Source organism: Synechocystis sp. PCC 6714, assembly GCF_000478825.2.
GTDB lineage: Bacteria > Cyanobacteriota > Cyanobacteriia > Cyanobacteriales > Microcystaceae > Synechocystis.
Genome location: NZ_CP007542.1, coordinates 1,974,043 through 1,998,379, shown reverse-complemented (window position 1 = coordinate 1,998,379; position 24,337 = coordinate 1,974,043). Strand labels below are relative to the sequence as shown.

The 24,337-nt window shown below is 45.5% G+C and carries 22 protein-coding genes, 1 tRNA gene and 2 pseudogenes; 14 read left to right on the top strand and 11 right to left on the bottom strand.

All coding sequences use genetic code 11. The annotated features are described in order from the left end of the window. Window positions 1-26 precede the first annotated feature (26 nt). From typA to D082_RS17735, 5 genes and pseudogenes are all read left to right on the top strand, one after another. Window positions 27-1,820 (top strand): translational GTPase TypA, encoded by a 1,794-nt coding sequence (gene typA, locus D082_RS09155; protein ID WP_028947962.1) that lies wholly within the window; start codon window positions 27-29, stop codon window positions 1,818-1,820. A 304-nt stretch (window positions 1,821-2,124) separates the two neighbouring features. Further along, on the top strand, window positions 2,125-2,775 hold the full coding sequence (locus tag D082_RS09150; RefSeq protein WP_144428728.1) for a hypothetical protein: 651 nt from the start codon (window positions 2,125-2,127) through the stop codon (window positions 2,773-2,775). A 446-nt stretch (window positions 2,776-3,221) separates the two neighbouring features. After that, a pseudogene (locus D082_RS19040) lies at window positions 3,222-3,395 on the top strand (BrnT family toxin); the annotation flags it as partial. A 58-nt stretch (window positions 3,396-3,453) separates the two neighbouring features. Continuing rightward, on the top strand, window positions 3,454-3,702 hold the full coding sequence (locus D082_RS09145; RefSeq protein ID WP_028947964.1) for a hypothetical protein: 249 nt from the start codon (window positions 3,454-3,456) through the stop codon (window positions 3,700-3,702). A 2-nt stretch (window positions 3,703-3,704) separates the two neighbouring features. Continuing rightward, window positions 3,705-3,887: a DUF4926 domain-containing protein gene (locus D082_RS17735; protein ID WP_369796108.1), complete on the top strand. Its 183-nt coding sequence runs from the start codon at window positions 3,705-3,707 to the stop codon at window positions 3,885-3,887. On the opposite strand, the gene D082_RS09140 is transcribed toward D082_RS17735, so the two are convergent. From D082_RS09140 to D082_RS09110, 7 genes and pseudogenes are all read right to left on the bottom strand, one after another. Continuing rightward, window positions 3,824-4,216 carry an ATP-binding cassette domain-containing protein gene (locus tag D082_RS09140; protein ID WP_369796107.1) on the bottom strand — a complete coding sequence of 131 codons (393 nt, stop codon included), beginning with the start codon at window positions 4,214-4,216 and terminating at the stop codon, window positions 3,824-3,826. The two genes, D082_RS17735 and D082_RS09140, sit on opposite strands and share 64 nt — an antisense overlap. 59 nt (window positions 4,217-4,275) lie before the next feature. Continuing rightward, a complete protein-coding gene (locus tag D082_RS09135; RefSeq protein ID WP_028947966.1) occupies window positions 4,276-4,857 on the bottom strand; it encodes a hypothetical protein in 582 nt (193 codons plus the stop codon). Between the two features lie 471 nt (window positions 4,858-5,328). Continuing rightward, window positions 5,329-6,561, bottom strand: a pseudogene (locus D082_RS09130) (protein kinase); the annotation flags it as partial. A 9-nt stretch (window positions 6,562-6,570) separates the two neighbouring features. Next, entirely contained in the window at window positions 6,571-7,092 is a 522-nt protein-coding gene (locus D082_RS18310) for a hypothetical protein (protein WP_144428727.1), read from the bottom strand. Beyond that, complete coding sequence (locus D082_RS09120; protein ID WP_028947968.1) at window positions 7,035-7,910, bottom strand: hypothetical protein; 876 nt, start codon at window positions 7,908-7,910, stop codon at window positions 7,035-7,037. Before D082_RS09120 ends, D082_RS18310 begins: the two co-directional genes overlap by 58 nt. A 37-nt stretch (window positions 7,911-7,947) precedes the next feature. Beyond that, entirely contained in the window at window positions 7,948-9,606 is a 1,659-nt protein-coding gene (locus D082_RS09115) for an IMS domain-containing protein (RefSeq protein ID WP_051738786.1), read from the bottom strand. Between the two features lie 312 nt (window positions 9,607-9,918). Further along, window positions 9,919-10,506 (bottom strand): TetR/AcrR family transcriptional regulator, encoded by a 588-nt coding sequence (locus D082_RS09110; RefSeq protein ID WP_028947969.1) that lies wholly within the window; start codon window positions 10,504-10,506, stop codon window positions 9,919-9,921. Between the two features lie 121 nt (window positions 10,507-10,627). Here D082_RS09110 and D082_RS09105 point away from each other — a divergent pair, with 121 nt between their 5' ends. From D082_RS09105 to D082_RS09090, 3 genes are all read left to right on the top strand, one after another. Then, window positions 10,628-11,302: a GNAT family N-acetyltransferase gene (locus D082_RS09105; protein ID WP_193386657.1), complete on the top strand. Its 675-nt coding sequence runs from the start codon at window positions 10,628-10,630 to the stop codon at window positions 11,300-11,302. Window positions 11,303-11,315: 13 nt separating this feature from the next. Further along, complete coding sequence (locus tag D082_RS09100) at window positions 11,316-11,975, top strand: SDR family oxidoreductase (protein WP_028947971.1); 660 nt, start codon at window positions 11,316-11,318, stop codon at window positions 11,973-11,975. Between the two features lie 445 nt (window positions 11,976-12,420). Further along, entirely contained in the window at window positions 12,421-13,530 is a 1,110-nt protein-coding gene (locus D082_RS09090) for an alkene reductase (RefSeq protein ID WP_028947973.1), read from the top strand. Window positions 13,531-13,604: 74 nt separating this feature from the next. Here the strand turns inward: D082_RS09090 and D082_RS09085 are convergent, their stop codons facing one another. Beyond that, the gene (locus tag D082_RS09085) at window positions 13,605-14,399 is read right to left on the bottom strand and encodes a biotin/lipoate A/B protein ligase family protein (protein ID WP_238546670.1); all 795 of its coding nucleotides are present in this window, start codon (window positions 14,397-14,399) and stop codon (window positions 13,605-13,607) included. 65 nt (window positions 14,400-14,464) lie between these two features. Here D082_RS09085 and D082_RS09080 point away from each other — a divergent pair. From D082_RS09080 to D082_RS09055, 6 genes are all read left to right on the top strand, one after another. Beyond that, window positions 14,465-14,535: transfer RNA gene (locus D082_RS09080), tRNA-Gly, on the top strand. Between the two features lie 67 nt (window positions 14,536-14,602). Then, window positions 14,603-16,027, top strand: a complete 1,425-nt coding sequence (locus D082_RS09075) for an isochorismate synthase (RefSeq protein WP_028947975.1) — start codon at window positions 14,603-14,605, stop codon at window positions 16,025-16,027. Window positions 16,028-16,113: 86 nt separating this feature from the next. Then, window positions 16,114-17,454: a hypothetical protein gene (locus D082_RS09070; protein WP_038530616.1), complete on the top strand. Its 1,341-nt coding sequence runs from the start codon at window positions 16,114-16,116 to the stop codon at window positions 17,452-17,454. Between the two features lie 92 nt (window positions 17,455-17,546). Next, complete coding sequence (lnt, locus tag D082_RS09065; RefSeq protein WP_051738933.1) at window positions 17,547-19,124, top strand: apolipoprotein N-acyltransferase; 1,578 nt, start codon at window positions 17,547-17,549, stop codon at window positions 19,122-19,124. A gap of 73 nt (window positions 19,125-19,197) precedes the next feature. After that, a complete protein-coding gene (locus D082_RS09060; protein ID WP_028947977.1) occupies window positions 19,198-19,479 on the top strand; it encodes a glutaredoxin family protein in 282 nt (93 codons plus the stop codon). 71 nt (window positions 19,480-19,550) lie between these two features. After that, window positions 19,551-20,987, top strand: a complete 1,437-nt coding sequence (locus tag D082_RS09055; RefSeq protein WP_028947978.1) for a sugar transferase — start codon at window positions 19,551-19,553, stop codon at window positions 20,985-20,987. A 40-nt stretch (window positions 20,988-21,027) separates the two neighbouring features. Here D082_RS09055 and D082_RS09050 read toward each other — a convergent pair whose 3' ends face one another. From D082_RS09050 to D082_RS09040, 3 genes are all read right to left on the bottom strand, one after another. Next, window positions 21,028-21,735 (bottom strand): response regulator transcription factor, encoded by a 708-nt coding sequence (locus D082_RS09050; protein WP_038530613.1) that lies wholly within the window; start codon window positions 21,733-21,735, stop codon window positions 21,028-21,030. A 9-nt stretch (window positions 21,736-21,744) separates the two neighbouring features. After that, on the bottom strand, window positions 21,745-22,821 hold the full coding sequence (locus D082_RS09045) for a glycosyltransferase family 4 protein (protein ID WP_028947980.1): 1,077 nt from the start codon (window positions 22,819-22,821) through the stop codon (window positions 21,745-21,747). Window positions 22,822-23,067: 246 nt separating this feature from the next. Next, window positions 23,068-24,264 carry a GNAT family N-acetyltransferase gene (locus tag D082_RS09040; RefSeq protein WP_028947981.1) on the bottom strand — a complete coding sequence of 399 codons (1,197 nt, stop codon included), beginning with the start codon at window positions 24,262-24,264 and terminating at the stop codon, window positions 23,068-23,070. Window positions 24,265-24,337: the final 73 nt, after the last annotated feature.

Genomic DNA, 24,337 nt, shown 5'->3' with positions numbered 1-24,337 from the left:
CGGACACTGAAGCCGCTTGCCCGAATATGTCTCTTCCCATCCGCAATGTCGCCATCATTGCCCACGTTGATCACGGTAAAACCACCCTTGTTGATGCCCTGTTAAAACAATCGGGAATTTTCCGGGAAGGGGAAGACGTGCCGGTGTGTGTAATGGACTCCAACGACCTGGAACGGGAACGGGGCATCACCATTCTGTCGAAAAATACGGCGGTTCGCTACCAAGATACCCTAATTAATATTGTCGATACCCCTGGGCACGCCGACTTTGGCGGGGAAGTGGAACGGGTACTGGGAATGGTGGACGGCTGTGTGTTGATCGTCGATGCCAACGAAGGCCCCATGCCCCAAACCCGCTTTGTACTCAAAAAAGCGTTGGAAAAAGGTCTGCGGCCCCTGGTGGTAGTCAATAAAATTGATCGTCCCCGGGCCGATCCCAACACGGCGGTAGATAAAGTATTTGATTTATTTGTGGAATTGGGGGCCGATGATGACCAATGTGATTTCACTACCCTTTTCGCTTCCGGTTTAGCGGGTTTTGCCAAGGAAAGTCTGGAAGATGAATCCGAAGACATGAAACCTTTGTTTGAGGCGATTTTGCACCACGTACCGCCCCCGGCCGGGGACCCCAACAAGCCTTTGCAATTGCAAGTAACCACCCTGGACTACTCCGATTATTTAGGGCGTATTATCATTGGCCGCATCCACAACGGCACCGTTAAGGCGGGACAACAGGCCGCCCTAGTCAAAGAAGATGGTTCCATTGCCAAGGGGAAGGTGAGTAAACTCCTAGGCTTTGATGGCCTCAGCCGTATTGAACTGCCGGAAGCCAGCGCCGGTTACATTGTGGCGATCGCCGGTTTTGCCGATGCCAACATTGGGGAAACTCTAACTTGTCCCGATGAACCCCAGGCTTTACCCCTAATCAAGGTGGATGAGCCAACGCTACAAATGACCTTTTCCGTTAATGACTCCCCCTTTGCCGGTCAGGAAGGCAAATTTGTCACCTCCCGCCAGATCCGCGATCGCCTCAATCGAGAATTGGAAACCAACGTGGCCCTGCGGGTAGAAGACGGGGAAAGTGCTGAACAGTTTTTGGTCTCCGGTCGGGGGGAATTACACCTCGGCATTTTGATTGAAACCATGCGGCGGGAAGGCTATGAATTCCAAGTGGCCCAGCCCCAGGTTATTTATCGGGAAGTCAATGGTCAACCCTGTGAACCGGTGGAATATCTGGTTTTAGATGTGCCTGAAGCCGCTGTGGGGGCTTGCATTGAACGGCTGGGGCAACGGCGGGGGGAAATGCAGGATATGCAAACCAGTGTCAACGGCCGCACCCAATTGGAGTTTGTCATCCCAGCCCGGGGCTTACTGGGTTTCCGGGGGGATTTCATCCGCATTACCCGGGGGGAAGGCATTATGAACCACAGCTTTTTGGAATATCGTCCCATGAGTGGTGAGTTGGAAACCCGTTACAACGGTGTGATGGTGGCCTTTGAGGAAGGGGTTGCTACTTTCTACGCTATGAAAAATGCTGAGGATCGGGGCGTATTTTTCATTACCCCCGGCACCAAGGTTTACAAAGGCATGATCATCGGGGAACATAACCGACCCCAGGACATTGAATTGAACGTTTGCAAAACTAAGCAGTTAACTAACCACCGTTCCGCCACCGGGGATGAATTGGTGCAACTGCAAGCCCCGGAAGATATGAACCTGGAACGGGCTTTGGAATATATTGGCCCCGACGAATTGGTGGAAATTACCCCTGAATCCATCCGTCTGCGGAAGGTGGCTCGCAAAAAGCTGGTCAAACGCTAGAAAAAAAATTAACGTTTTAGGGTTGTCATTCTAAGTACAGCCCCCTTAATTCTCCCGGCGATCGGGAGATTTTTTGTTGCAAGCTGGTAGCAATGAACCATTGAAGGCTGACATCATAGGCTTACCTGCATTACTCAAAATAAATCTGTGGTATTATTCCCCTCGGATTGAGTTATTATTCAGCACCCTACGGAATAACTAGGAGTTATTCCAATAGAGCGACTTGCCCAGAGACTTTTCTGCTTGCCACCGAATGTTGCTACTTCAAGAGATTGAATGTCACATTGAGAAGATCAAGAAGTTAATGATCGCCTACGCAACTGATGGACGAACGGAAAGCCAGCCGAAAGAATACCAAGAGCTTTTCATCGATTTAGATGTATTACTTGATAAAGCTGGCTACTCAAACCCAAACGAATTCAAGACCATTGAGGCGTTTTATGGCGCATGTGGTTCTACGTGGGCGTCACGCAGAAAACTGGTTGGAGAGATCTACTCAGATGTTATTTTCGATATTGGTCGCCGAAAACGTACAGCCAAAGAACCGCGAAACTGGTTGATTGTGAATGCTTTACTAAACGAAAACGATCAATTAACTCCAATTCAAAACCAATGGCTAAAGGCAAAAAACTTTATCTATTCCACCCCGCCCGACTACGAAAACTCTATCAAGGAATCTATCAACTCAGTAGAATCTTGCCTTAAAGTGCTTAGAAATGATAAGTCTTCTACCCTCGGTCAGCTGATCAAAAAGCAGAGTAACTTGGATGCGGACATTATCAAGCTAATCAGCAGTGCATACGGTATGCTTAGCAACAAAGATTTTGTACGTCACGGTGGTACTTCACCTCAACCACTCAATGAGGCTGAAGCAACGTTTTTTTTGGAGTTTGCCGCTAGTGCAATCATCTATTTGGTCGCAAAGTCTAAAGCTGATTCTAACTCGTCAAAATAACAAATAATTGCAGCAAAATATGGTGTTGCTTTGTTTTGCTCTATCCAAGTGGCCGTCGGCTGGCTGAGGTCCACGTTATATCTGAACACTTTGTATAAACATGTCAGGAGCATTAATAAAAATCGCTGTTGGCATCGTAGTTGTAGCAGCAAGAGTTTCCGATTTAATAAACAAATACTCTTTCATGCCAATTTTATATGGACTATCAACAGATCATCACAATTGACCCTGGAAAACGCAGTGGCAAGCCATGTATTCGCAGAATGTGAATCACTACAATGCCGTTCGCGCTGATTTAGAAAAAATTTATCTTGGAGTACGTTTAATGGCAAATAAGTTGATTCAACCAGCAAAGTTGAAACGTTAAGTTTTTTTCATGCTCCTAAGTTTGCTTGTAAAGATTAAGAAGGGTTGCACATATGGAATTTGAATAGAACCCAGAGAAAGCAGAACTAAACATTGAAAAGCATGGTGTCTCTTTTCAGGAGGCTGCAACTGTATTTAATGACTCTCTATCCGTAACCTTCCCCGATCCTGATCATTCCATTGGAGAGAACCGCTACATTATTATTGGTATGTCTCGGTTTGGACAGCTTTTAGTTGTCGCCCATACTGACTGAGGAGAAAAAGCCCGAATCATAAGTGCCCGAAAATCAACTCGGCAGGAGAAGATGTTCTATGAAGAAGGAAGTTGAAAATGAAATGGAAGATGAATTACGCTCAGAGTACGATTTTTCCAAAATGCAGGGAGGTGTTAGAGGTAAATATATCAACCGATATCGTGCAGGAACAAACTTAGTACTTTTAGAACCCGATGTTGCCCAAGCTTTCTCCAATGATGCAGAAGTAAATGAAGCATTGCGACTGTTGATTCAGGTTGCCCAGCGCCAGCAATTCAACACTGCGGTGCAGCGGACTGAATATTGACTATGGCTCAAAAGTTACGAGATTACCACCTGCTAACCGTTGTAGTTACTGGAGGCAAAAAAATGACAGGGTATCCAATCAAATTATTAGATATTGTGGCGTTGACCGCTGATTTACCGGACTACAAATTATGGCGTGGACAAGTTGGTACAGTGGTTGAATTTTGGCCAATGGTGCGCCCTTGATCCGCTAATTTTCGTAATAGTTGCATCATTTTTTTATCCAGTCCTGGATCTAGCCCGGAAGTAAGTTCGTCGAGGAAAAATAGTTTGGGATCTACCAATAATTTCACCCCAATGGAAACCCGCTTGAATTGGCCGCCGCTCAGCTTCTTGACTAGCACATTGTGCTGTTCCTCCATTTCAATTTGCGCTAAAGTTTTGTTGATAATTTCGTTAAGATCAGCATCTTGGGGCAGTCGTAATTTGGCGGCATAGGTGAGGGCTTCCATCACCGTTAATGAACTATGAATAGTCAGGGTTAAATATAGCCTATTGCTTTCATTCGTCATCATTTTTTTCCATTGCTCCAAAAAGGCAATTGATTTTTGGTTAGGATGGAATAGAACTAAACTTAAGGGATGTTTATTTCCCGGAAGATAACGGGGGCGCGTTGTAATCTACGATAGGTACGATGTTTCATGTACAAGTCTCGATTGGTGAAGAAGAAAAGGTACACTGCTTCCCAGAGAAAAACCCAACCACCAACAAAAATACCATCCGCAATAATGGAACTAATGGTTCCTTGTGATACACGACTAGGGACGGTGTAACCAAGCCAGAGGAGGGCAAAACCCATAACCATGTAGCGCAAGATAAAATGATTATCTTTTTTGATTTCTTTGCGTAGTTGATAGGTTTTAAAAACAAAGCTATTTCTGAGTCCAGTTAAAAATTCTTTCTCAGCCTGCATGTCTCTGGTGCCAGGGGGCAAAATAAAGCAGAGTTCGATGCCATGGCGATCGGGAATATCCTCTGCACCAGCTTCTAGATAAATTTGTAAATCAGCGTCTAAATCCCGACGTTTGAAGGGGGCTGGATCCCATTCGCTAAAAATGTCGGCATAGCTATCCAGGGCAACTTCAATCATGTAGGCATCATTATTGGGATCAATCTCATAAATTTCTTTAAAAAACTGATCTCGCTGGCTAGCCATATTTTTATTACCGATGAAGATTTTACTTAAATGTAGTTGGATTTTCTGTTCTTAATGTTGGTCAATTGATCAAGGAAAAGCCATTATTCGCTAGACTTACTTCCTTTGCCCCATCAGCAACATAATTATATTTTAATTTTTACTGTCAATTAACCATTCGTCAGAATAGTTATCCCAAACTAAATTAATAAAAGGTTTTTGATCCCAAACAACTCTGCCATCGTTCATAACATAGCTAAGATTAACTTTTACTCTGGCATTACTATCATTCTGGGAAATTAAGGAAGCATCTTGCAATCTTATTTCTGCTACATTATTCCACCAGTCGGTATAGTCAGCATAGCTTAATGAACTGGTGAAGTTAGAGCTAAGTCTGTCCCAGGTATTACTATAATCCCCAGCGTCAAGATTAGCATAATGGTTACGAATAAAATCCGCTGCACTAGGTCTAGTGGATTGTACACTTTCTGCCCGTTGTCTTTCTAGCCTTTGTTTTTCTTCCGCCAATTTTTGCCTTTCCTGTTCAATGCGTTGTTGCTCTAACTCTTGCTGGCGTTTGGTTTCTTCGGCAACTTTTTGTTCTACTTCAATTCGTTTAAGTTCCACTTGCTGTTTTTCTTTTTCTACCTGGGCAATTCTTGCTTCAGTTTTTTTGATTTGGTAAATCATAAATATTCCCCCTCCCACGCCAACGGCAATAATCACAGCACCGACTAAAATGGCGATAATAGTTAAGGCATTATTAGAAGATTTATTCTCTTGGGGATAAAACTTATCGGAATCAAACACCACTGTGGGGGCGGTGCTATTTGAGCTAGCGCTATGCACATAATCATTGTTTGGTAAAACCCTAACAGTTTCCATTGAGCTAGATAACTGAGGTGTATAAATATGTAAAGATTGCACATCTTGATACATTTCTTCTGCCATGGCATAACGTCTGTTCAATTCCATTTGGATGGCTTTTTCCAACACTTTTGCTAGCCCAGGATCAATATTTGGGGCATCACTTTCCCAATCTAATTCTCCCGTTAGTTGGCTGGTGGCAAATTCGATGGGTAATTTTTGGGTAAGAGCATAAATAATTGTTAACCCAAGGGCATAAAGGTCGGTGCTAAACATGGATCTGCCAGCACTTTGTTCCGGAGCCATAAAGCCCCTGGTGCCAATAACCATAGAGCTAACAGTAGAACCAGAGCCTAGGGTAACAACTCCCATGGTTTCTTTGAGGGCACCAAAATCAATTAAGACTGGTAATTGATCGCCATCCCGCAGGATGATATTTTCCGGCTTAATATCCCGGTGAATAATGCCTTTGCTATGGATATATTTAAGGGTTTCAAGGAGGGAAAGCAAAATAGTTTTAGCTTGGTCTGGAGTGATTTTTCCGGCTTGGCTAAGGCTGATACCCTTGACATATTCTTGCACTAAATAAAATTTGTCATTTTCAGAAAAATAGCCGTACAATTTAGGAATTTGGGAACTACCATTGCCCAGTTCTTCTAAAACCGCCGCTTCTTTTTTGAATAGCTTTGCAATTAATTCTGTGGAAGTATTATTTTGCTCATTGGCGGGTTTCAGCCGTTTGACCACCACTAACCGCTGGGATGGTATGTGAGTGTCACGGGCAAGAAATGTTTCACCAAATCCTCCTGAGCCAAGGGATTCGACTATTTCATATCTATTGAGAACTAATTCGGTCATGATTGACTTTTATTGATTTGACATCAATTCAAAAACTTTTTTAGAAATAGCTGGGAAAATAGTCTTATCTTTAGAATAATCTGGATCTTCGGCAAAGACGGTCAATATGTATTTAGTTTTTCCATCCATTGTTGCAATGTAGGCAGTTTCTTGACGAGTTTGGCTCGTCCAGCCAGCTTTAGAAACAAATTCAATATCTGTCGGTAATGATTCACCAAACAAATTCATTACAGGATTAAAGTAGTTTATATTGGGGTTTTTCCAATTGAAAGTTGCAAGGTTGATTGTTAATAATTGTTTAGCGTAGTTGAGATCTGGAGCGCTTACGATATGGTACATTAAAAAGGTGGTTTGTTCGGTTGATATTTTATTGCGAACTGGATTCTCTATATTTCCACCTCTTAGCTGCAAGTCTCTACCTTCAGGTTTAAAATAATTTTGTTTAGGAAGTGGAAAAGTCTTATGGGTTATATCTAAATTTCCATAATATGGAGAAAAAATGTATTTAATGAACGTCGTTTTTCCGCCCATTTTCCAAATTCAGTGTTGTCTAAAGACTGCCCTGATGTTGTGTTGGTCAACCAATCAACTACGTAACCCGATGAATCATTATCGGATTCTCTGATCATTTTTTCTATATTAATGATCAGGGACGCTTGATTGTTTGCTTGAGGTAATTTGTTAAGAGCCGCTACAAGCCAAAATATTTTAACAACACTTGCCGGGTATCTTAACTTTTCAGATTGATAACCAGCTATTTCTCTGGTATTTACGTCTAATAATGTAATAGATAAATTTTGTGTTGAAAGCCCAGAATTTTTACAAAGCGCAAGAATTTGATCAATTATTTTTTCTAGCTCTTGATTTTTGTTTTGTTGGAATTGATTATCAATATATTGGTTGTTTTCTTGATTCTCTAAATTATTACTTATTCCCTGGTTAGCCAGACTATTACTAGAGAGATTATTCGGTATTGGTGGTAACTTCGGTTCTAAATCTATTCCTTCTACTAAAATTTGGTCGTTCTCTATAAGAATTTTTGATTCCTCCGATGTGGTAATTTGTTGTGTCTGTTCTTTAAAGACAGTTTTTGAAAGAAAAATTGCCAAACTAAAAAATAATGGGGTGATAGTTAAAAACAAGAAAATAAACTGAGAAAAATTAAGTGTTTTATTGGATTCGTTTTTTTCTTCAATTTGTCTAGATTTTTGAAAGTACGCAATTTGAGATTCAAGACTATGTTTTTTAGATCTCCTATTTTTTCGATTATTTTGCTTGTGCTTAATATTGTCATTTACGTCGTTTATTTCAGAGTTCTCTTCTTGTTCTGACAAATTATGATTATCCATGATTAAACACTAAGCAATAAAATTAAAAACATAAAGATTAACATCCGGGTAAGCGGAAGTAAGTGATTTTGGGTGTTCCTCCAATCATTTCCAGGTTGTATGTCATGTTTACTGTCCCAAACTTGCTGGCATTTCTGTCTATTTCACCGTTAGCATTATAAAGTGTTCTATCTTCAGTAAATCGAACAGAAATTGTTGCACTATTGCCACTGGCACTAAAACTTTCAATATCATCTATTCGTTGAACTCCATAAGTGTAATAAGCTCCATTTTCTTGTAACCAATTGACGGATTTAACGTTACAATCATAGGCTGTACCAGCTAAATAATTACCAATAACTCCACGATTGTAAGAAGGTCCAAAAGCGTCCCCCTTGGCATATAGCCATCCTCTGACAACTTCGACCGCCGCGTCCCTAGAGATGGAAGCATTAGATGATACTGGGGGTGGAGGAGCAGGGGCTGGATTTAAATTTGTTGACAAAATACTTTGCGTCGCCCTTTCATTCTCTAGCCTGGCTTCTGCCTCTTGCTGATTTATCTGCGCTTCTATAACTTTTTGTTCTGCTTCTATTTTTTCTTTTTCAGCTTGTAATTTTTTCTGTTCAGCTTCCTGCTTTTCTTTCTCAGCCTTAAGAGTCTTTAATGCAGCTTGATGATTAATTTGCTGTACATACATAAATCCACTTCCCAGACCTAAAAATGCTAAGAAACAGATAACTCCTAGTGCTATCACTACTTTATTTCCGGAACCAGAAGTTTTATTTCCATAATTAGTAGTATTATTAGGGATAAATGTTGGTATTGGACTAATAACTTGCGTTGATTCACTAGAATTTGTTGTAGTGCGTTTAGGAACATTAGTAATTATTTCTGTCTGCATTTTGCTAACATTTAAGTCCTGATACATTGCCTCTGCTGTTGGGTAACGGCGACTCGGCTCCATTTGAATTGCTTTATCAATCACCCTCGCCAGGTTGGAGTCTATTTCTGGAACATCGCTTTGCCAATCTAATTCCCCCGTTAACTGACTGGTGGCAAATTCAACGGGGAGCTTTTTGGTCATAGCGTAAATAGTTGTCAGACCCAAAGCGTAAAGATCCGTGCTAAAAACAGACCGGCCGGCACTTTGTTCAGGAGCCATAAAGCCTCTGGTGCCAATAACCACGGAGCTAACAGTGGAACCAGAACCAAGGGTAACAACTCCCATGGTTTCCTTGACGGCACCAAAATCAATTAGCACAGGTAAATGATCACTATCTCTGATAATGATATTTTCCGGTTTAATATCTCGGTGAATAATACCTTTGCTATGGATATATTTGAGGATTGTGATTAGGGATGAAATAATTGTTTTTGCTTGCTCAATTCCAACAGGAGCAATTTCATTTAAGCTTTTTCCTTGAATATATTCCTGCACTAAATAAAATTCATCATTATTGGAAAAATAACCATAAAGTTTAGGGATTTGACTGCTATTGTTACCCAGTTCTTCTAAGACCGCCGCCTCCTTCTCAAATAGTTTTTCAATTAATTCAGTTGACATACTATTGCTTGCATTAGCTGGCTTTAAACGTTTTATCACCACCAGTCTTTGGGACGGTATTTGGGTATCTTTTGCCAAAAATGTTTCCCCAAATCCTCCAGAACCCAGGGATTTAACTATTTGGTAGCGATCAAGAAGTAAATCATCCATAAGTTTTGTAGTAATTTATTATTAAAAAATAACAGCGCGATCAAAAATTCAAATACTAAATATCAAACTTAGAAATAACTCTATTTCTCAATATCAATATAACAATTATCTTTTCCATAATTTATCAACACCAAACGCAACAACAAGCACTCGTACAAGTAACTTTATAAAAATTTTACTCCGGTTTTTAGAAAAACATTCCTCTACGTCAAGGATTTTAGATAAACTTTTATTGCAAATAAAAATAGTGTGCTCTCAAGTGTAATTCTTGGCGATCGCCTTAATTTAAGGTCAAAACTTTATGCCCCTCTGTTAACTACGATGGCGCATCAGCAATGTCTCCACCAGAGATTGTGCTGTTTTCAATCGCTCAGGGTCATTAGACTGGGCAACCCAGAATGCTAACTCATTCAACGAACCATTGACTAAGTGGGCAAATCCCTCTGCATCGATTGTGCTTAGTTGCCCCTCAGCGACAGCTATCTGAATCGATTCATGGAGTAGAGCAAAGCCGTACTGATCAATTTCCCCCAGGTCATCCACCGCCAAAACGGCCGGAGCCTCAATAAAAACTAAGCGCCGCAGTTCATTCTGCTGAGCGACTTCCAGAAATGCCTGACAACCGATGATTAACTGTTGCCAATTGTCATCTAGGGGTTGAATTTTTGTTTGGATGTAGTCCGTTATCTCGCCATAGGCCTCAGCGATGACGGCTTTAAATACCCCCAGCTTATCGTTGAACTGATGATATAAAGCTCCCCTGGTAACCCCCAATTCACTGATGATTTCTTCGGTTCCCGTGCCCCCATACCCCTTGGTGGCGAATAAGTGACGCGCTCGCTCAAGGATAGCCCGTCGAGTTCTTCGAGTTTGCTCAGCCTTAGTTAACTTGGCAGACATAATGGATTTCTTGAATTTAACATTCAGACAGTATGTATCTTGACAAGGAAGGGAATGCTCCTTTATCTTAGGATGCATACAGATTGTATCTTTTACGGGGATTATCCCCAAAGGAGTTCTGATGTTAGCAACGCTAGATACTCGCAAAGCAACGACTGCCGATATTCCGTTCCTGGCTAGAATTGAGTATGAAGCCTCTTTGCCACCGTTGAATCACTGTTTTTGGGAAGACCTGTTGCATGGCACTGGAACTACGGCCTTGCAATTTATTGAGGCGGAACTCAGGGCGAATGCTTCCAATTGGGGTAACGTAGCGGACTTCCTGATTTTGGAAGACCATGGCAAACCAGTGGCCGCCGCTGCTGGCTATGTACCAAATAAAGAAGACTACTCCCCATTAAATTTGTCTTACCTAGAGGCGATCGCCCAAGAATTGGAATGGTCTCAAGAATACATGACCACATTTCATGAGCGCTATATGGCACTTTTGGGAGGTAATTTGCGGCCGTTTTTCCTCACCCCCCAAGCAACTTGGATTATTGAAAATGTTGCCGTGTTGCCTGAAGCAAGGGGAAGAGGCTTTGGCAAAATTTTGCTCAGAGCATTGTTAGAGCAAGGGCGATCGCAGGGCCACGATTTTGCCGGAATCATGGTGATCAATGGCAATGACAGGGCACGCCGCACCTACGAATCCATTGGCTTTAAGCCCTATCAAACTTTTTACCCTGATTATTTCTCGGAACAATTCAACATTGACTTTCCAGGGGTGACAAAGTTTGGTCTGCGCCTGAATTAACGGGAGAAAAGCAATGTCTTTTAAGACTATTCTGGTGGCAGGGGCGAGTCGGGGCATTGGACTGGCGGTTGCAGAACATTTTATCAACCAGTGCGATCGCCTATTAGCCGTGTCTCGCACAGCGGCTCCGGTCGGTGAGTGGATTCAGGCAGATGTGGCCGACCCGATGGGTCTAGAAACAATAGTAAAGGCGATGGGGGATGATTGCTTAGATGCCTTGCTATACATGGGGGGAACGTGGGAAACCCATGCGTTTACCAGTCAGTACAGATTTGAAGATTGTTCTGATGAGGATATTGCCCGAGTAATTGCAGTCAATTTGGTAGCCCCAATTCGGTTAGTGAAACCATTACTGCCCGCCCTGCGGCGATCGGACAATCCCAAAATTATCTTCATGGGGGCACTCTCGGGTCGAGATAATTTTCCAGGACGAGAAGTTGCCAATAGTGCCTCTAAGTTTGGCTTGCGGGGGGTAGTACATTCATTGCGAGAAGAATTGCGATCGCAGCGAATCAGTGTAACCGTGATTAATCCCGGCAATGTTGGTACGCCGGAAGTTTTAGCCGATCTTGCAACAGACAATCTAATGGGTGGTGAAGTAATCCCTCTAAGGGATCTTCTCTCTATCCTTGACTGTATTCTCTCTCTGTCACGGGCTACTTGTATTAAATAGATTGATGTACCTGCAATGTTAGGTGAGGGAGCCTGATCAAGCTTAAATTTATGGCACTGGCAGTTAGCGGCTGAAACTATTAGTTTGAACAAATGGCCAGTCATTTATACCTAAAATTGTTAGTAAAGACCAGCAAAAAAATCAGGCGATAATATGGTCGAAATTTTGAAAGCAAACCTTAGTTCTTTTATTAGCCCAGAGGTTGTAGCTCAATTTATGCAAGATTATGTCCTTGAACCCGACCCAAATTCTGGGGAAAAACTTAAGTAAGTGGTTAATCCGACAAAAGCCTAAGTATTTCTATGCTAAAGCATTGGATAGAAGCAAGGAAAATGACAGCAAATTTAATCGAATTGTTAGATATCGTGGCATTGTTGACCAATGCTACATTAATTTTTGGTCGGCCCTGCTGTTGATCTAATTAAATTCCTTTGGAGATGCTCCCATGGCGAACACAAAGATTGATTTATTTACTCCGATTCAGATGGGAGCTTTCACACTCCCCAATCGGATAGTTATGGCACCGATGACACGTTTGCGGGCGGTTGGCTCAATTCCCACTCCTTTGATGGCGGAATACTATGGCCAGAGAGCCTCGGCCGGGTTGATCATCACCGAGTGCACCATGATTTCGCCTCTGAGTAATGGCTACGTCAACTGTCCGGGCATTTACTCCCCAGAGCAGATTACAGCATGGCAACGGGTGACGGATGGGGTGCATCGCAGGGGTGGCAAAATTTTCTTGCAACTGTGGCATAGCGGTCGCATTGGTCATCCGTCCCTGCTTAACGGTGCATTGCCCATTGCCCCCAGCGCAATTCCTGCCATTGGGACACTCCATGGTCCCGCAGGCAAAGTAACTTTAGCCACTCCCCGGGCCCTGGAAACCGATGAAATTTCTGAAATCGTTAAACAGTTTCGTCAGGGGGCCGAAAATGCGAGACAGGCAGGGTTTGATGGGGTTGAGCTACATGGTGCTTTTGGCTATCTGATTGACCAATTTTTGCAAGATGGCTCTAATCAGCGGACAGACCACTATGGTGGCTCCATTGAAAATCGAGTTCGGTTTCTTCTAGAGGTGGTAGAGGCAGTCTGTCAGGTGTGGGGCGGCGATCGTGTGGGGATTAAACTCTCTCCCAGCAATACATTACACGGGATGCAGGATTCCGATCCTTTGACAACTTTCAGCTATGCCCTAGAGAAACTTAATGCTTTTAAGCTGGCCTATGTTCATTTGATGGAGCCAAGTGAGGAAGATCTTAATGCCCGTGGGGTAATTAATCCTGTAATTTCCACCTTCGGTCCTTTCTATCGAGGTCTAATCATCACGAACGGAGGATACGACAAATTGAAGGGAAATCAGATTTTAGAAACTGGAAAGTCAGATTTAGTCTCCTTTGGCAAACCATTCATCGCTAACCCTGATTTGCCGGAGCGGTTTATCGTCGATGGTCCCTTGAACGAACTCGACTTTACGACTGTTTATGGTAAGGCCGGTCAAAATTTGGAGCAGGGATATACGGACTATCCGTCTCTCAAACCGGCAGAAAACTGACCTTTGATTTTACCGTTGGCATTGGTCGTTCAGTCGGCAGAAATTATTGGCGATCGCCGAAAGTTACAGAAATTTCAACCGCTAGGGGAATTTGAAAAGGCGGGGCGGTGGCGGATTTCCCTGCACTTTACCTGTACTATCTCCCACTCCCAGGGAGTTAGGGGTTCCCAGTGTAACTCACAGCAAAAATGCTGTTGGGCTGTGGCCGTTAAAACCTGTAAAACCTGGGGCAAACTGGGATACTCCGTCAACTCTGCGATGGTTTTTTGCCAGGGGGCCGTTTGGCCAAAAACTTCTGCAAATAAATGGCGATCGCCGTTCCAAACCATTTCTCCGTGTTGCAGAAGGGCGCTGGACGTTTGGCGTTGGGCACTGCCAATTAATTTGTCCCCCGTGGCACTGACTAAATCCGCCACCGTGGCGGTACTAAAGCAACTAGCATTGTGGATATAGCCCCGCCCCCCCTGGCCATAGGTCAAGGGTAGCCCCAACTGGCCCCAGCCTTGGATGAGAAATTGACAAATGTGCTGATAAATTTCCCGTCGTTTATCCCCCGTTTTTCCTGTCACCACAGCGTAGGTCAAGCCCCCCTGGTGCAGTACAGCCCGGCCGCCACTGGGTCTAGTCACTAAAGCCAAGGATTGACCCTGCCATGTTAATTGCCGCCAATGGTTTGGCCAGGATTTTTGTAGATAACCTAGGGAAATGGTCGGCTGGGACCAACCATAGAAGCGCAACACCGATCGCCCGGTGCGGGGGAAATAATCTTCCAATAACCAACGATCCAGGGCCATCTGTAAATCACCGGGGGCTTGGATATAGGGCAATAAGCGCCAGGGGGAAGACTGAGCAGGGGGAAAGATGGACAACGGAAAAGTTCTCCTGATAAAACTCCAGGCAAAATATGTTAATCTTAGGGACGCTAGGAAAACACGCGGGTGTAGTTTAGTGGTAAAACCTTAGCCTTCCAAGCTAATGATAGGGGTTCGATTCCCCTCACCCGCTTTGGGTAATGGGTACAGCGGTCTCCGAAACTCAATAGTTCTGAATTGATTATTTCTGATCGTCCCTGATGTCCGTTGCGACACCCCTCCTCGACCGTCATCCATGCTCCCTCGATAATTCTCCGGTTCTGTACAGTTACCTATTGGGTCAGCAGCGGAATTTGTCCCCTGGCCAGGTCTGTCTGTGGAGTTTTACGGAATATCTGGACGACGTTGATCCCCTAGCGGTATTTGGGGCTCTGGACCTACAGGAACAAGTCCATTTTTATGGTGAAAATCCCCAGCGGCAGGAAACCATACTGGCCTTCGGCATTTGTCAATCCCTGAGGATTTCTGGTAAGTATCGCTTCAGCTTAGCCCAGCAATTTGCGGAAGACTGTTTCCAACGCTTGGTGTCCATTGGCAATGCCCAGGGTCGGAGTCAACGTCCCTATATTTTTTGTGGCTTTAGTTTTTTTGACCGCACCCCTAATCCCAGTCCCTTTGCCAATTCTTTTCTCTTTTTGCCCCAAATTCAGTTGGTGAAAGCGCCCCACCACTGCCTTTTAAGTTGGCAGATCAGTCTAGATAGCAGCACTAATATTGCCGAGTTGGTGGACTTCATTGGGCAAATGCTCAGTGCCATCCGTCGAGTTAACCCCATTAGGGATACTCTGCCCCCTTCCCTTAATGGGAATCCTCCCCGACTAACTAAGACAGAGGTGGCCCAACTTTCCACGGCGATCGCCTCTAGCTTGGGGGAAATTGACCAGCAACGGTTAAGCAAAGTGGTGTTAGCCACGGCATTGGATTTGGACTATGGTTGTCAGTTCAGTACAGCCCATTGTTTACAAAGACTGCGGCAACAGTATGGGGATTGCCATTTATTTTCCTGGGGCAACGGCAAGGGAGATTGTTTTGTAGGGGCTAGCCCAGAGCGATTACTGAGTTTACATAATCAACAGTTGATCACCGATGCTCTTGCTGGTTCTGCCCCTAGGGCTGCGGACGTCCAAGGCGATCGCCGATTGGGGCAACAGTTATTGCACAATCCCAAAGAATTGCGGGAACACCAAGCGGTGTTGGATTATCTGCTCCAGCGCCTCACGGCATTGGGCTTAACCCCCCAGGCTTCTTCCCTGAAACTGCTTAAATTAGCCAATATCCAGCACCTCTGGACCCAAATCCAAGCCCCCCTGCCGCCCCACATCCATCCCCTGGCCCTGGTGGAACAACTCCATCCCACCCCCGCTGTAGCTGGGGTACCTGTGGCGATCGCCGAAGATTTAATTCGTCGCCATGAAACCTTTGACCGTAATCTCTATGCCGCTCCCCTGGGTTGGTTGGACAGCGAAGGTAATAGTGAATTCATTGTCGGTATCCGTTCCGCCCTCCTTTCCCGCAATCGAGCCAGACTATACGCCGGGGCGGGCATTGTGGCCGGTTCCGATCCCCTCAAAGAAGTGGCAGAAATTGAGCTCAAACTCCAAACTCTCTGGCGTTCTTTGATTTAACCAATCAATAATCTCGCAACACCATCAAGCCAAAATAGAATGGGAATAATCTGCCGTTGCCTTTCAGCTTGGATGGGGAAACTGTTATGCGTCTCAATGCCAAAGCAAAGTCATTTTTAACCAAGGAAATTAATCGGGAAGCGGAATCCTTGGGCTTTGAGGTGCAAAAGGAGATTGTTCTGAAGCGCTTAAACCAATTGGCCCAGGAAAAAGGTAAACCCCTGGGCAAGGAAGATTTGGCGTTGCAGGTGACGGATATGTTCCCCACCATGGCCGACCAAACCCTAACCAAAGCGGCGAAGTTAAATACAGCCCAGCAATGGCGTTTCTGGTTAAAAACCGGGGGAGTGTTAGGGGCTGGTCTAGTCGGTTTTATGGGCTTAATTTGGTTGGTGAATCTACCCTATCCCATGGTGCGGCGGCCCGTGGCCCGGGTGGCCCCCATGTTGCTACTGCCCAGTTATCTAAACATGGATAGGAATTACCGCGAGGCGATCGCCCACGGAGAACAGGCGGATCAGTTGGTGAATAATGCCACCAGCGCGGCGGATATTGAATTGGGGGCGGAAAAAGTGCGCCTAGCCCAGCAAAATTTAGACCAGTTGCCGGTGTGGTTCCTCGGCTATGAGCCGGTGAAGGTTTGCCAATTTATGGGAGGTTGCTCCTGGAATTTCACCTTTGATGAATTTCAACAGGCCCGGGCCCAGGTGGGACGCATGGAAGCTAGAGTTTTTCAGGAAAAAAATGCCCTATCGGCATTGACCACAGCGGAGCAGAATGTTCAAACCGCTAAGGCCAGTTATGAACAGGCCACTACCCCCGAACAACGGCAAGCAGCCATCAACCGTTGGCAAGGAGCCATCAATCAATTGACCCTAATTCCAGAGCAAACCTTGGCCGGAAGCCAAACCACCAATCGTTTGCGAAACTATGAACAGGAATTCCAGCAGGTGGCCGGCTTAGTGGCGGGTACCAATCAAACCCAAACCATGGTGATGGCGGCCCAACAATTTGCCCAGCGGGCCGATCAAACCATTGCCCAAGCCCCTTTAACTGTTAACCAATGGCAAGAAGTGCTCAATCTGTACCAAGAAGCTGTCCAAAGATTGCAAACGGTGCAACCCCAGGATGCCCAATATTTGTCAGCCCAAGCTTTTTTGGCCGAATATACGGAAACCCTCGGTAAAATTCGTATCAATTTGGCGGCGGAACAGGGAGCGACGGCCCAATTTGACCAAGCCCAAACTCAAATTCAAAACCTATTAACTAATCTGCCCCCCAGCAGTGATAGTCAAGGCCGCAACCGCATTAAAGGGGAAATTAGCCAAATTATTAGCCAATTACAAAAGGTGCAGCCAGGCACCACCGTTTATGATCAAGCTCGAACTTTAATTAATCAAGCCCAAAGTCGGGCCCAGCAGCTTTAAGGGATAATTTTGGGGATACAAACTGATTGGCTAAAGAAAAATTGAGCACCATAGCAAGAAAAGTTTTGCCCTTACTATTGGGGGGCATTACCATGGGTTTGGCAACGGCTCCTTTAGGTTGGACCTATGTAGCTTGGTTTGCCCAGATTCCCCTCTGGTTTTGGATTTTTCGGGCTGACATTACCAATCTTAATTTCTTTCGACCAAAACATTTTTTACTTTCAACATTGCCAATATTGCTAGCAGCTACTGCCTGGGGAGGTGGTTTCTACGGCGTAGCCCTATTTTGGATCACCGGAGTCCATCCTCTCACTTGGTTGGGAGTGCCTTGGTTAGCTAGTCTGGCGATCGCCGGTTTTTGCTGGTTGGCCATCACCGCTTGGGGCATAGTGCTGGTATTTGTTTGGTTATTGGCGATGGCGGTTTGGGGAGTTACCACAGCCTGGACAAAAGTCAATTCCACCTTTAAAAACTATCTATTTATACTTTGGGGTACCGCTAGTTGGTGTGGGTTGGAAATCCTCTGGAGTCATTCCATTCTGTGGTGGAGTCCTGTGGCCTATACCCAAAGCCCTAGCCAGTTACATTTTTTGCAGTTGGGAGCCATGGGTGGCCCGGCTTTATTAACCGCTTTCATTGTGGCCATTAATGGGCTGTTAGCTTTAGGTTTAACTAATTTATTAAACGCTAAAACCTCTAACAATCATGGCCATAGTTGGCCTTATTTGCTCCTGGCTATTTTAATCTGGCTAGCCTGTCAGGGGGGAGGATGGTTGCTTTACCAAAGACCTTTAGCCGATGCACCGGAACAAAGTATTAATGTAGGCATTATCCAAGGCAATATCCCCAACCAAATTAAATTTAATAGTGAAGGTTGGCGCCAGGCGATCGCCGGTTACACGGAAGGCTATGAAAAACTAGCTGGGCAAGGGGCAGAAATAGTGCTCACACCGGAGGGAGCATTGCCCTACCTTTGGGAAACGGTGGTGGCCAGGAGTGGTTTTTACCAAGCCATTTTGCAAACCCAGGTGCCAGTGTGGTTAGGAGCCTATGACACTAAAGAGGATGGTTACACCAACAGTTTATTGACGGTGGACGGCCAGGGAAAATTGGTGGGCCGTTACGATAAGTTTAAACTGGTGCCCCTGGGGGAATATATTCCGCTCAGTAACGTTTTCGGTCAATTGATTCAACGGCTTTCCCCCCTCAAAGAGCAATTACTCCCTGGCGATCGCCCCCAGGTTTTACCGACTCCCTTCGGGCCAGCGGCGGTGGCCATCTGCTATGAGTCGGCTTTTCCCCATCTATTGCGTTCCCAACTGTTACAGGGAGGGGAATTTATTCTTTCCAGCGCTAATAATGCCCATTACAGCGACACCATGGCCGCCCAGCACCATGCCCTGGACGTGATGCGAGCCATTGAAGGCGATCGCTGGCTGGCCCGGGCCACCAACACTGGACTTTCGGCGATAATTAATCCCCGGGGAGAAACCCTTTGGTTATCGGCCATGAACCAGTACCAAATCCATGCTGGCCTGATTTACCGTCGTCAGAATCTCAGCCCCTACGGCCGCTGGGGAGATTGGGTGGTGGTTTTATTGCTGATCCTATCGGCGATCGCCTGGCTTTATTCCATGGGCAACAGGTCTAGGGGAGTGACTCATTTTTAATGGGGTTTCTTGGATTTCCCTGACCCTTAAAGTTGAAACAGGTAGGACAATGCCAGACAAGACTGCCCCAATGGTGAAAACTAACCGCAACATTATGGAATTAATTTTATACAGCAAGCCCGGTTGCCATCTCTGTGAAGGATTGATGGAAAAATTAGCCCAAATTGATAGCCTGGCCATTGAGCTAGAAGTCCGTGACATTACCACCAACGAACGATGGGGGGCCGCCTACCAATACGAAATTCCGGTATTAGTGTGGCGATCGCCGGCGGGGGAAATTACTTTGCCGAGACTATCCCCCCGGGCCCCCGTCAGTCAACTGGAAAAACTGTTGCAACAATACGTTAATGGCTGATTTCCCCGGGTAATGGAAAGGGTAGGCTTAGATCAACGGCGATCGTCCATTCAGCCCCCCAGGGACAGCGGATGAATAAATGGTTCAGTAAAAACTTTCTGGCAACGGACATTCGGGCTCCCCATAACTTTTCCGGGGTGCGTTTAGCTTCTCCTCAATGGCTCAAGTTGATCTTTTTACTAGCGGCGGACTTTATTGCCCTACTGCTCGCTTGGATTGCGGCCCATCGCCTCAATAATTTTTACTCCCCACCCCCACCCCAATTTGTTTGGTGGACCTGGTGGGGTCTGCCCAGTTTATTTTGGTGTTACGTCGCCATTGTTCTAACTGTTTTCACCTACGCCGGTTTATACCGTCCCCAAACCCGCACCCAAAACTTCCTTGGGGTAATTAAACTCATCAGCTACGTTTTTCTCCTTACCCTGGTGGCCAAATATTTCTACGACCCGGCGATCGATCTACCCCGTTCCCTGTTTTTTTCTGCCTGGGGGGCCAGCATTATTTTCGTTACCCTAGCCCGCTTTATCATTAGTTTGCTCCTCAGTCCCCTAGAAAGTCGTCAAGCCATTCCCATTTTTTTAATTGCCAACTCCTGCCGTATTCAACATCTCACTGCGACTCTGGAACGACGCTCCCAATATCGAGTAGTGGGGGCCGCCCTAGCTAGCACAGCCCACAGCCACCACACCTTAGAACAAATTATGGTATCGGGAGCCCAGGAAGTTCTAGCGGAAGCATTACCGGAAGCGGATTTGTCCTCTAGTTTGTATTGGTATTTGCGGGGGGAAAACATTGCCCTTAGGTTACTGCCCTCCAGCCGGGATATGCTTTATCGTCGCGGTCTGCCAGAAATTTTTGCCGGCTTACCAACGGTGCGGGTGGAAATTCCTTTGCTGGCGGGGCTTGATTATCGTCTCAAAAGGGCCCTGGACTACGGTGGCGCTTTATTTGGTCTAACTATACTTTCCCCACTATTTCTGGCGATCGCCATTGGCATCAAACTATCTTCCCCCGGCCCTGCCTTTTTCCGCCAGGAACGGGTAGGACTCCAGGGCAAAACCTTTCAAATGTGGAAGTTTCGCACCATGGTGGTCAATGCTCCCCTTTTGCAACAACAGCTAGAAGCCGCCAACGAAAACGATGACGGCATTATGTTCAAGCTCAAGCGGGACCCTCGAATCATTCCCCTAGGGCATTTTCTGCGACGCACTAGCTTGGACGAAATTCCCCAACTTTTTAACGTCTTACTGGGGCAAATGAGCCTGGTGGGCCCCAGACCCCTGCCTCTCAGGGATGTGGAAAGGTTTGATGCTTGGCACCATATCCGCCATCAAGTCATGCCGGGGGTAACGGGGCTTTGGCAAATTTCCGGGCGATCGGACATAGGCAGCTTTGATGATGTGGCCCGCTTGGATTTGTACTATATTGACAATTGGTCTTTAAACCTAGATTGGGACATTTTGGTGGAAACTGTAAGGATATTGTTATTTCGTAAAGGGGCTTATTAAATCTGAGATCTAGAATAACCATGGGGCGAAAAATTATCCATCAACCGGGATCTTCAAACTTGTAGCCCAAACCGATCACCGTTTTAATAAAACTGGGATTAGCTGGGTCTGGCTCGATTTTCTTGCGTAATCTGCGTATATGGGTATCTACCACCCGTTCATCGCCAAAAAAGTCATTACCCCACAATTTCTCAATTAATTGCGCCCGATTCCACACTCGCCCCGGATAGCTCATAAATGTGGCTAACAAATTAAATTCCAGTCCTGTTAGTTCCAGTTCCTCCTGGGAATCACCATGGTAAAAACTGGCTTGGTGTTGGTTTAAATCTACTTGAAAATGGGGGGTGCGGTAAATTTGCCCAACGGTTTGTCCCTGGCGTAATTGTCGCCGCAATAGGGCCCGCACCCTGGCAACCAATTCCCTCGGGCTAAAGGGTTTAACCAAGTAATCATCAGCCCCAGTGGAGAGGCCAATAATGCGGTCTATCTCCTCTCCCTTAGCTGTCAACATAAGAATATAGGGGTCTTTGTTTCCCGGTTGTTGGCGAATGCGGATGCAAAGTTCCAATCCGTCCAACTTGGGCAACATTAGATCCAACACGATTAAGTCCGGAGCCTGGACCTGAAAAATTTCTAGCCCCATTTGCCCGTCGTGGGCTACGGTGCAGGAAAACTGTTCCCTTTCCAATGTTTCTCGAATTAATTGAGCTATTTCCTGGTCATCTTCCACAATTAAGATGTTGGGCATGGCAATGAATCACTCCTGTTCCTCCACATTGCGACTGTTACGCCACACTTGCCAGCCTAAATAAATCAACAGCAGGGTAGCACCAATGGCGAAGCCCCAACCGCTGGGAATATTGGAAAATCCCAACGCTAAGCTGCCAGCCCAAAGGGTGAGGGCATAGATGAATAACACGGTTAAACGGTGGGAAATACCGGCATTGATCAAGCGGTGATGGAGATGTCCCTTATCTGCTTTAAAGGGGGATTTGCCCTTAATTACCCGGGAGAGAATAACCACCGACATATCCAAAATAGGCACCGCCAGCACAAGATAGGGCAATAGAACTGCTGTGACTGCCACCGTTGCCATAGCGGCTACTTTGACCAGCCCAATGACTGCCACAGCCCCAAGGGTAAAGCCCATGAAGTAGGCTCCTCCATCCCCCATAAAAATTTGCGCTGGGTTGAAGTTGTAACGCAAAAATCCCAACGCTCCCCCTGCCAGGGCCACCGCAATTAGGGCCGCCTCCGACTGTTCCATGAAGAGACAGAGGACAAAAAGGACTACCGCCGCAATACCGCATACCCCGGCAGCCAACCCATCCAGTCCATCAATCCAATTGATCGCATTGGCTAATCCCACTAGCCAAATCACTGTGATCGGTAGGCTTAGCATGTCCAGATAGACCAAATTACCTAAAAATGGCAGGGTAAAAAACTCAATTTTTACCCCCATATTCCACACCACCGAGGCGATCGCCACCTGGGCTAATAAACGGGAAAAGGGACTCAAATCGAACAGGTCATCAAATAAACCAATGCCGAAAAATGCTAATCCCCCCAGCACCACTCCCCAAATTTCCCATTCCCCTTTAGTGCTCATGGCACCGAAAGCTCCTAGGTTCCAGACCGCCAACAGGGCTACTAAACTACCAAGGAAAATAGAAACCCCCCCTAGGCGTACCATAGGGCGATGATGCATTTTTCGGGCACTGGGCTGATCTACATAGCCGGCCCGTCGTCCCCAATGATTGATCAACGGTGTAGTAAACCAAACCACAATCACCGCCAAAATAAATGCAATGAGATAATACTGACCGCCGAGCATGGGCAAAGATAGATTGGGAAAGATTCTCGCTAAAGTTTACCCCATATTTGTGCGCGCCCAAGCGACTGGCGATGCTGCCATGGCTGACGCGACCCATCACCGGATAGTTTGTCTTATTTGTAAAACCATTGCCATGAATTTTACTAACCGAGGGTTAATTTGACTTGGGCCGGCAATAGTTGATTACTCATCTGTTTGCTCATCAATATTTTATTTGTCTACAAATGAAGACCATTCGTCCATTCTTTAGCTTTCTAAAGTCAGATTAATCTCCTTTCTACTAAATGGTAAATCCTGATTAATAGCATCAATTTCTGCTTGTTCCATGGCATTGATCTCATCAATGTAGATCTGCAAAATCTGCTGCATTTTAGGATGATAAAATCGGTGCAGGCTATAGTTAGCTGTGGCGGGAAAACCTCGACGACGTTTATGACGACCCCCCGCCCCCGGATCAAATAATTGAATACCTTCCCCTATGGCCCATTCAATCGGTTGATAGTAGCATGCTTCAAAGTGGAGACAATCATAGTCTGCCAAACTACCCCAGTAGCGGCCATAGAGGCGATCGTCTTTGCGTAAACAAAAAGATAGGCCAACGGGATGTTGATCATTCTGCTCCGTGAAAGCTAGCGCCAAAACCACCCTAGAGCGATAATTATCGTACAAAGATTGGAAAAATTTTTTAGTTAGGTATTTACTGCCCCAATAGAATTTGTCGCAGGTATTGCTATAAAAACGGTAAATGGCCGGAAAAAAATGGTGGGGAATTTGCTCTCCTTCTAGGACTTGAATTCGCAAGCCGGCTTTTTCCACCGCCTTCCGTTCCCGTTTAATATTGCGCCGTTGATTGGCATTAAAAATTTGCAGATAATCATCAAAACTTCGAAAGCCTTGATTTTGCCAAATATAGCTATGGTGTAACCAACCAGTAAAACCAAAATCTTCCATTTGCCGTTGCCATTGGCGATCAACAAATAAAAAATTACAACCGGAAATTTGATTAGTTCGACAAAAATAGTCAATGGCTTCCACCATGACTTGGGTAATAGAGTACTGATCAACTCCGGGAGCGATTAAAAAACGATAGCCCTCAGCAGGGGTAAAAGGTGCCATGCCCAATAATTTTGGGTAATAGTCAATGCCTAACCGTTGAGCTAGATCAGCCCATTGGTGGTCGAAGACAAATTCGCCGTAGCTATGGCCTTTGAGATATAAGGCCGCAGCCCCCATCAGCATTTCCCCTTGCCACAACGTCAAATGACAGGGTTGCCAACCAGCATTCCGAACTGCACTACCGGAAGTTTCGAGATTATTAAGCCAATGCCATTCCAGAAAAGGGGTTTGTAGGGGCAATGCCAACTGGTCCCACTGGGGCTGAGGAATTTCCGCCAAGGCATGGTGCCAACGCACTGTTAAACCAGAAAGATGGGACTTGACCATGGTCAGTTAGAACGGGAATCAGGCATTGTTCGGTAATCTAACGAATATTATTCCCCGTCGCAACCAATCCATT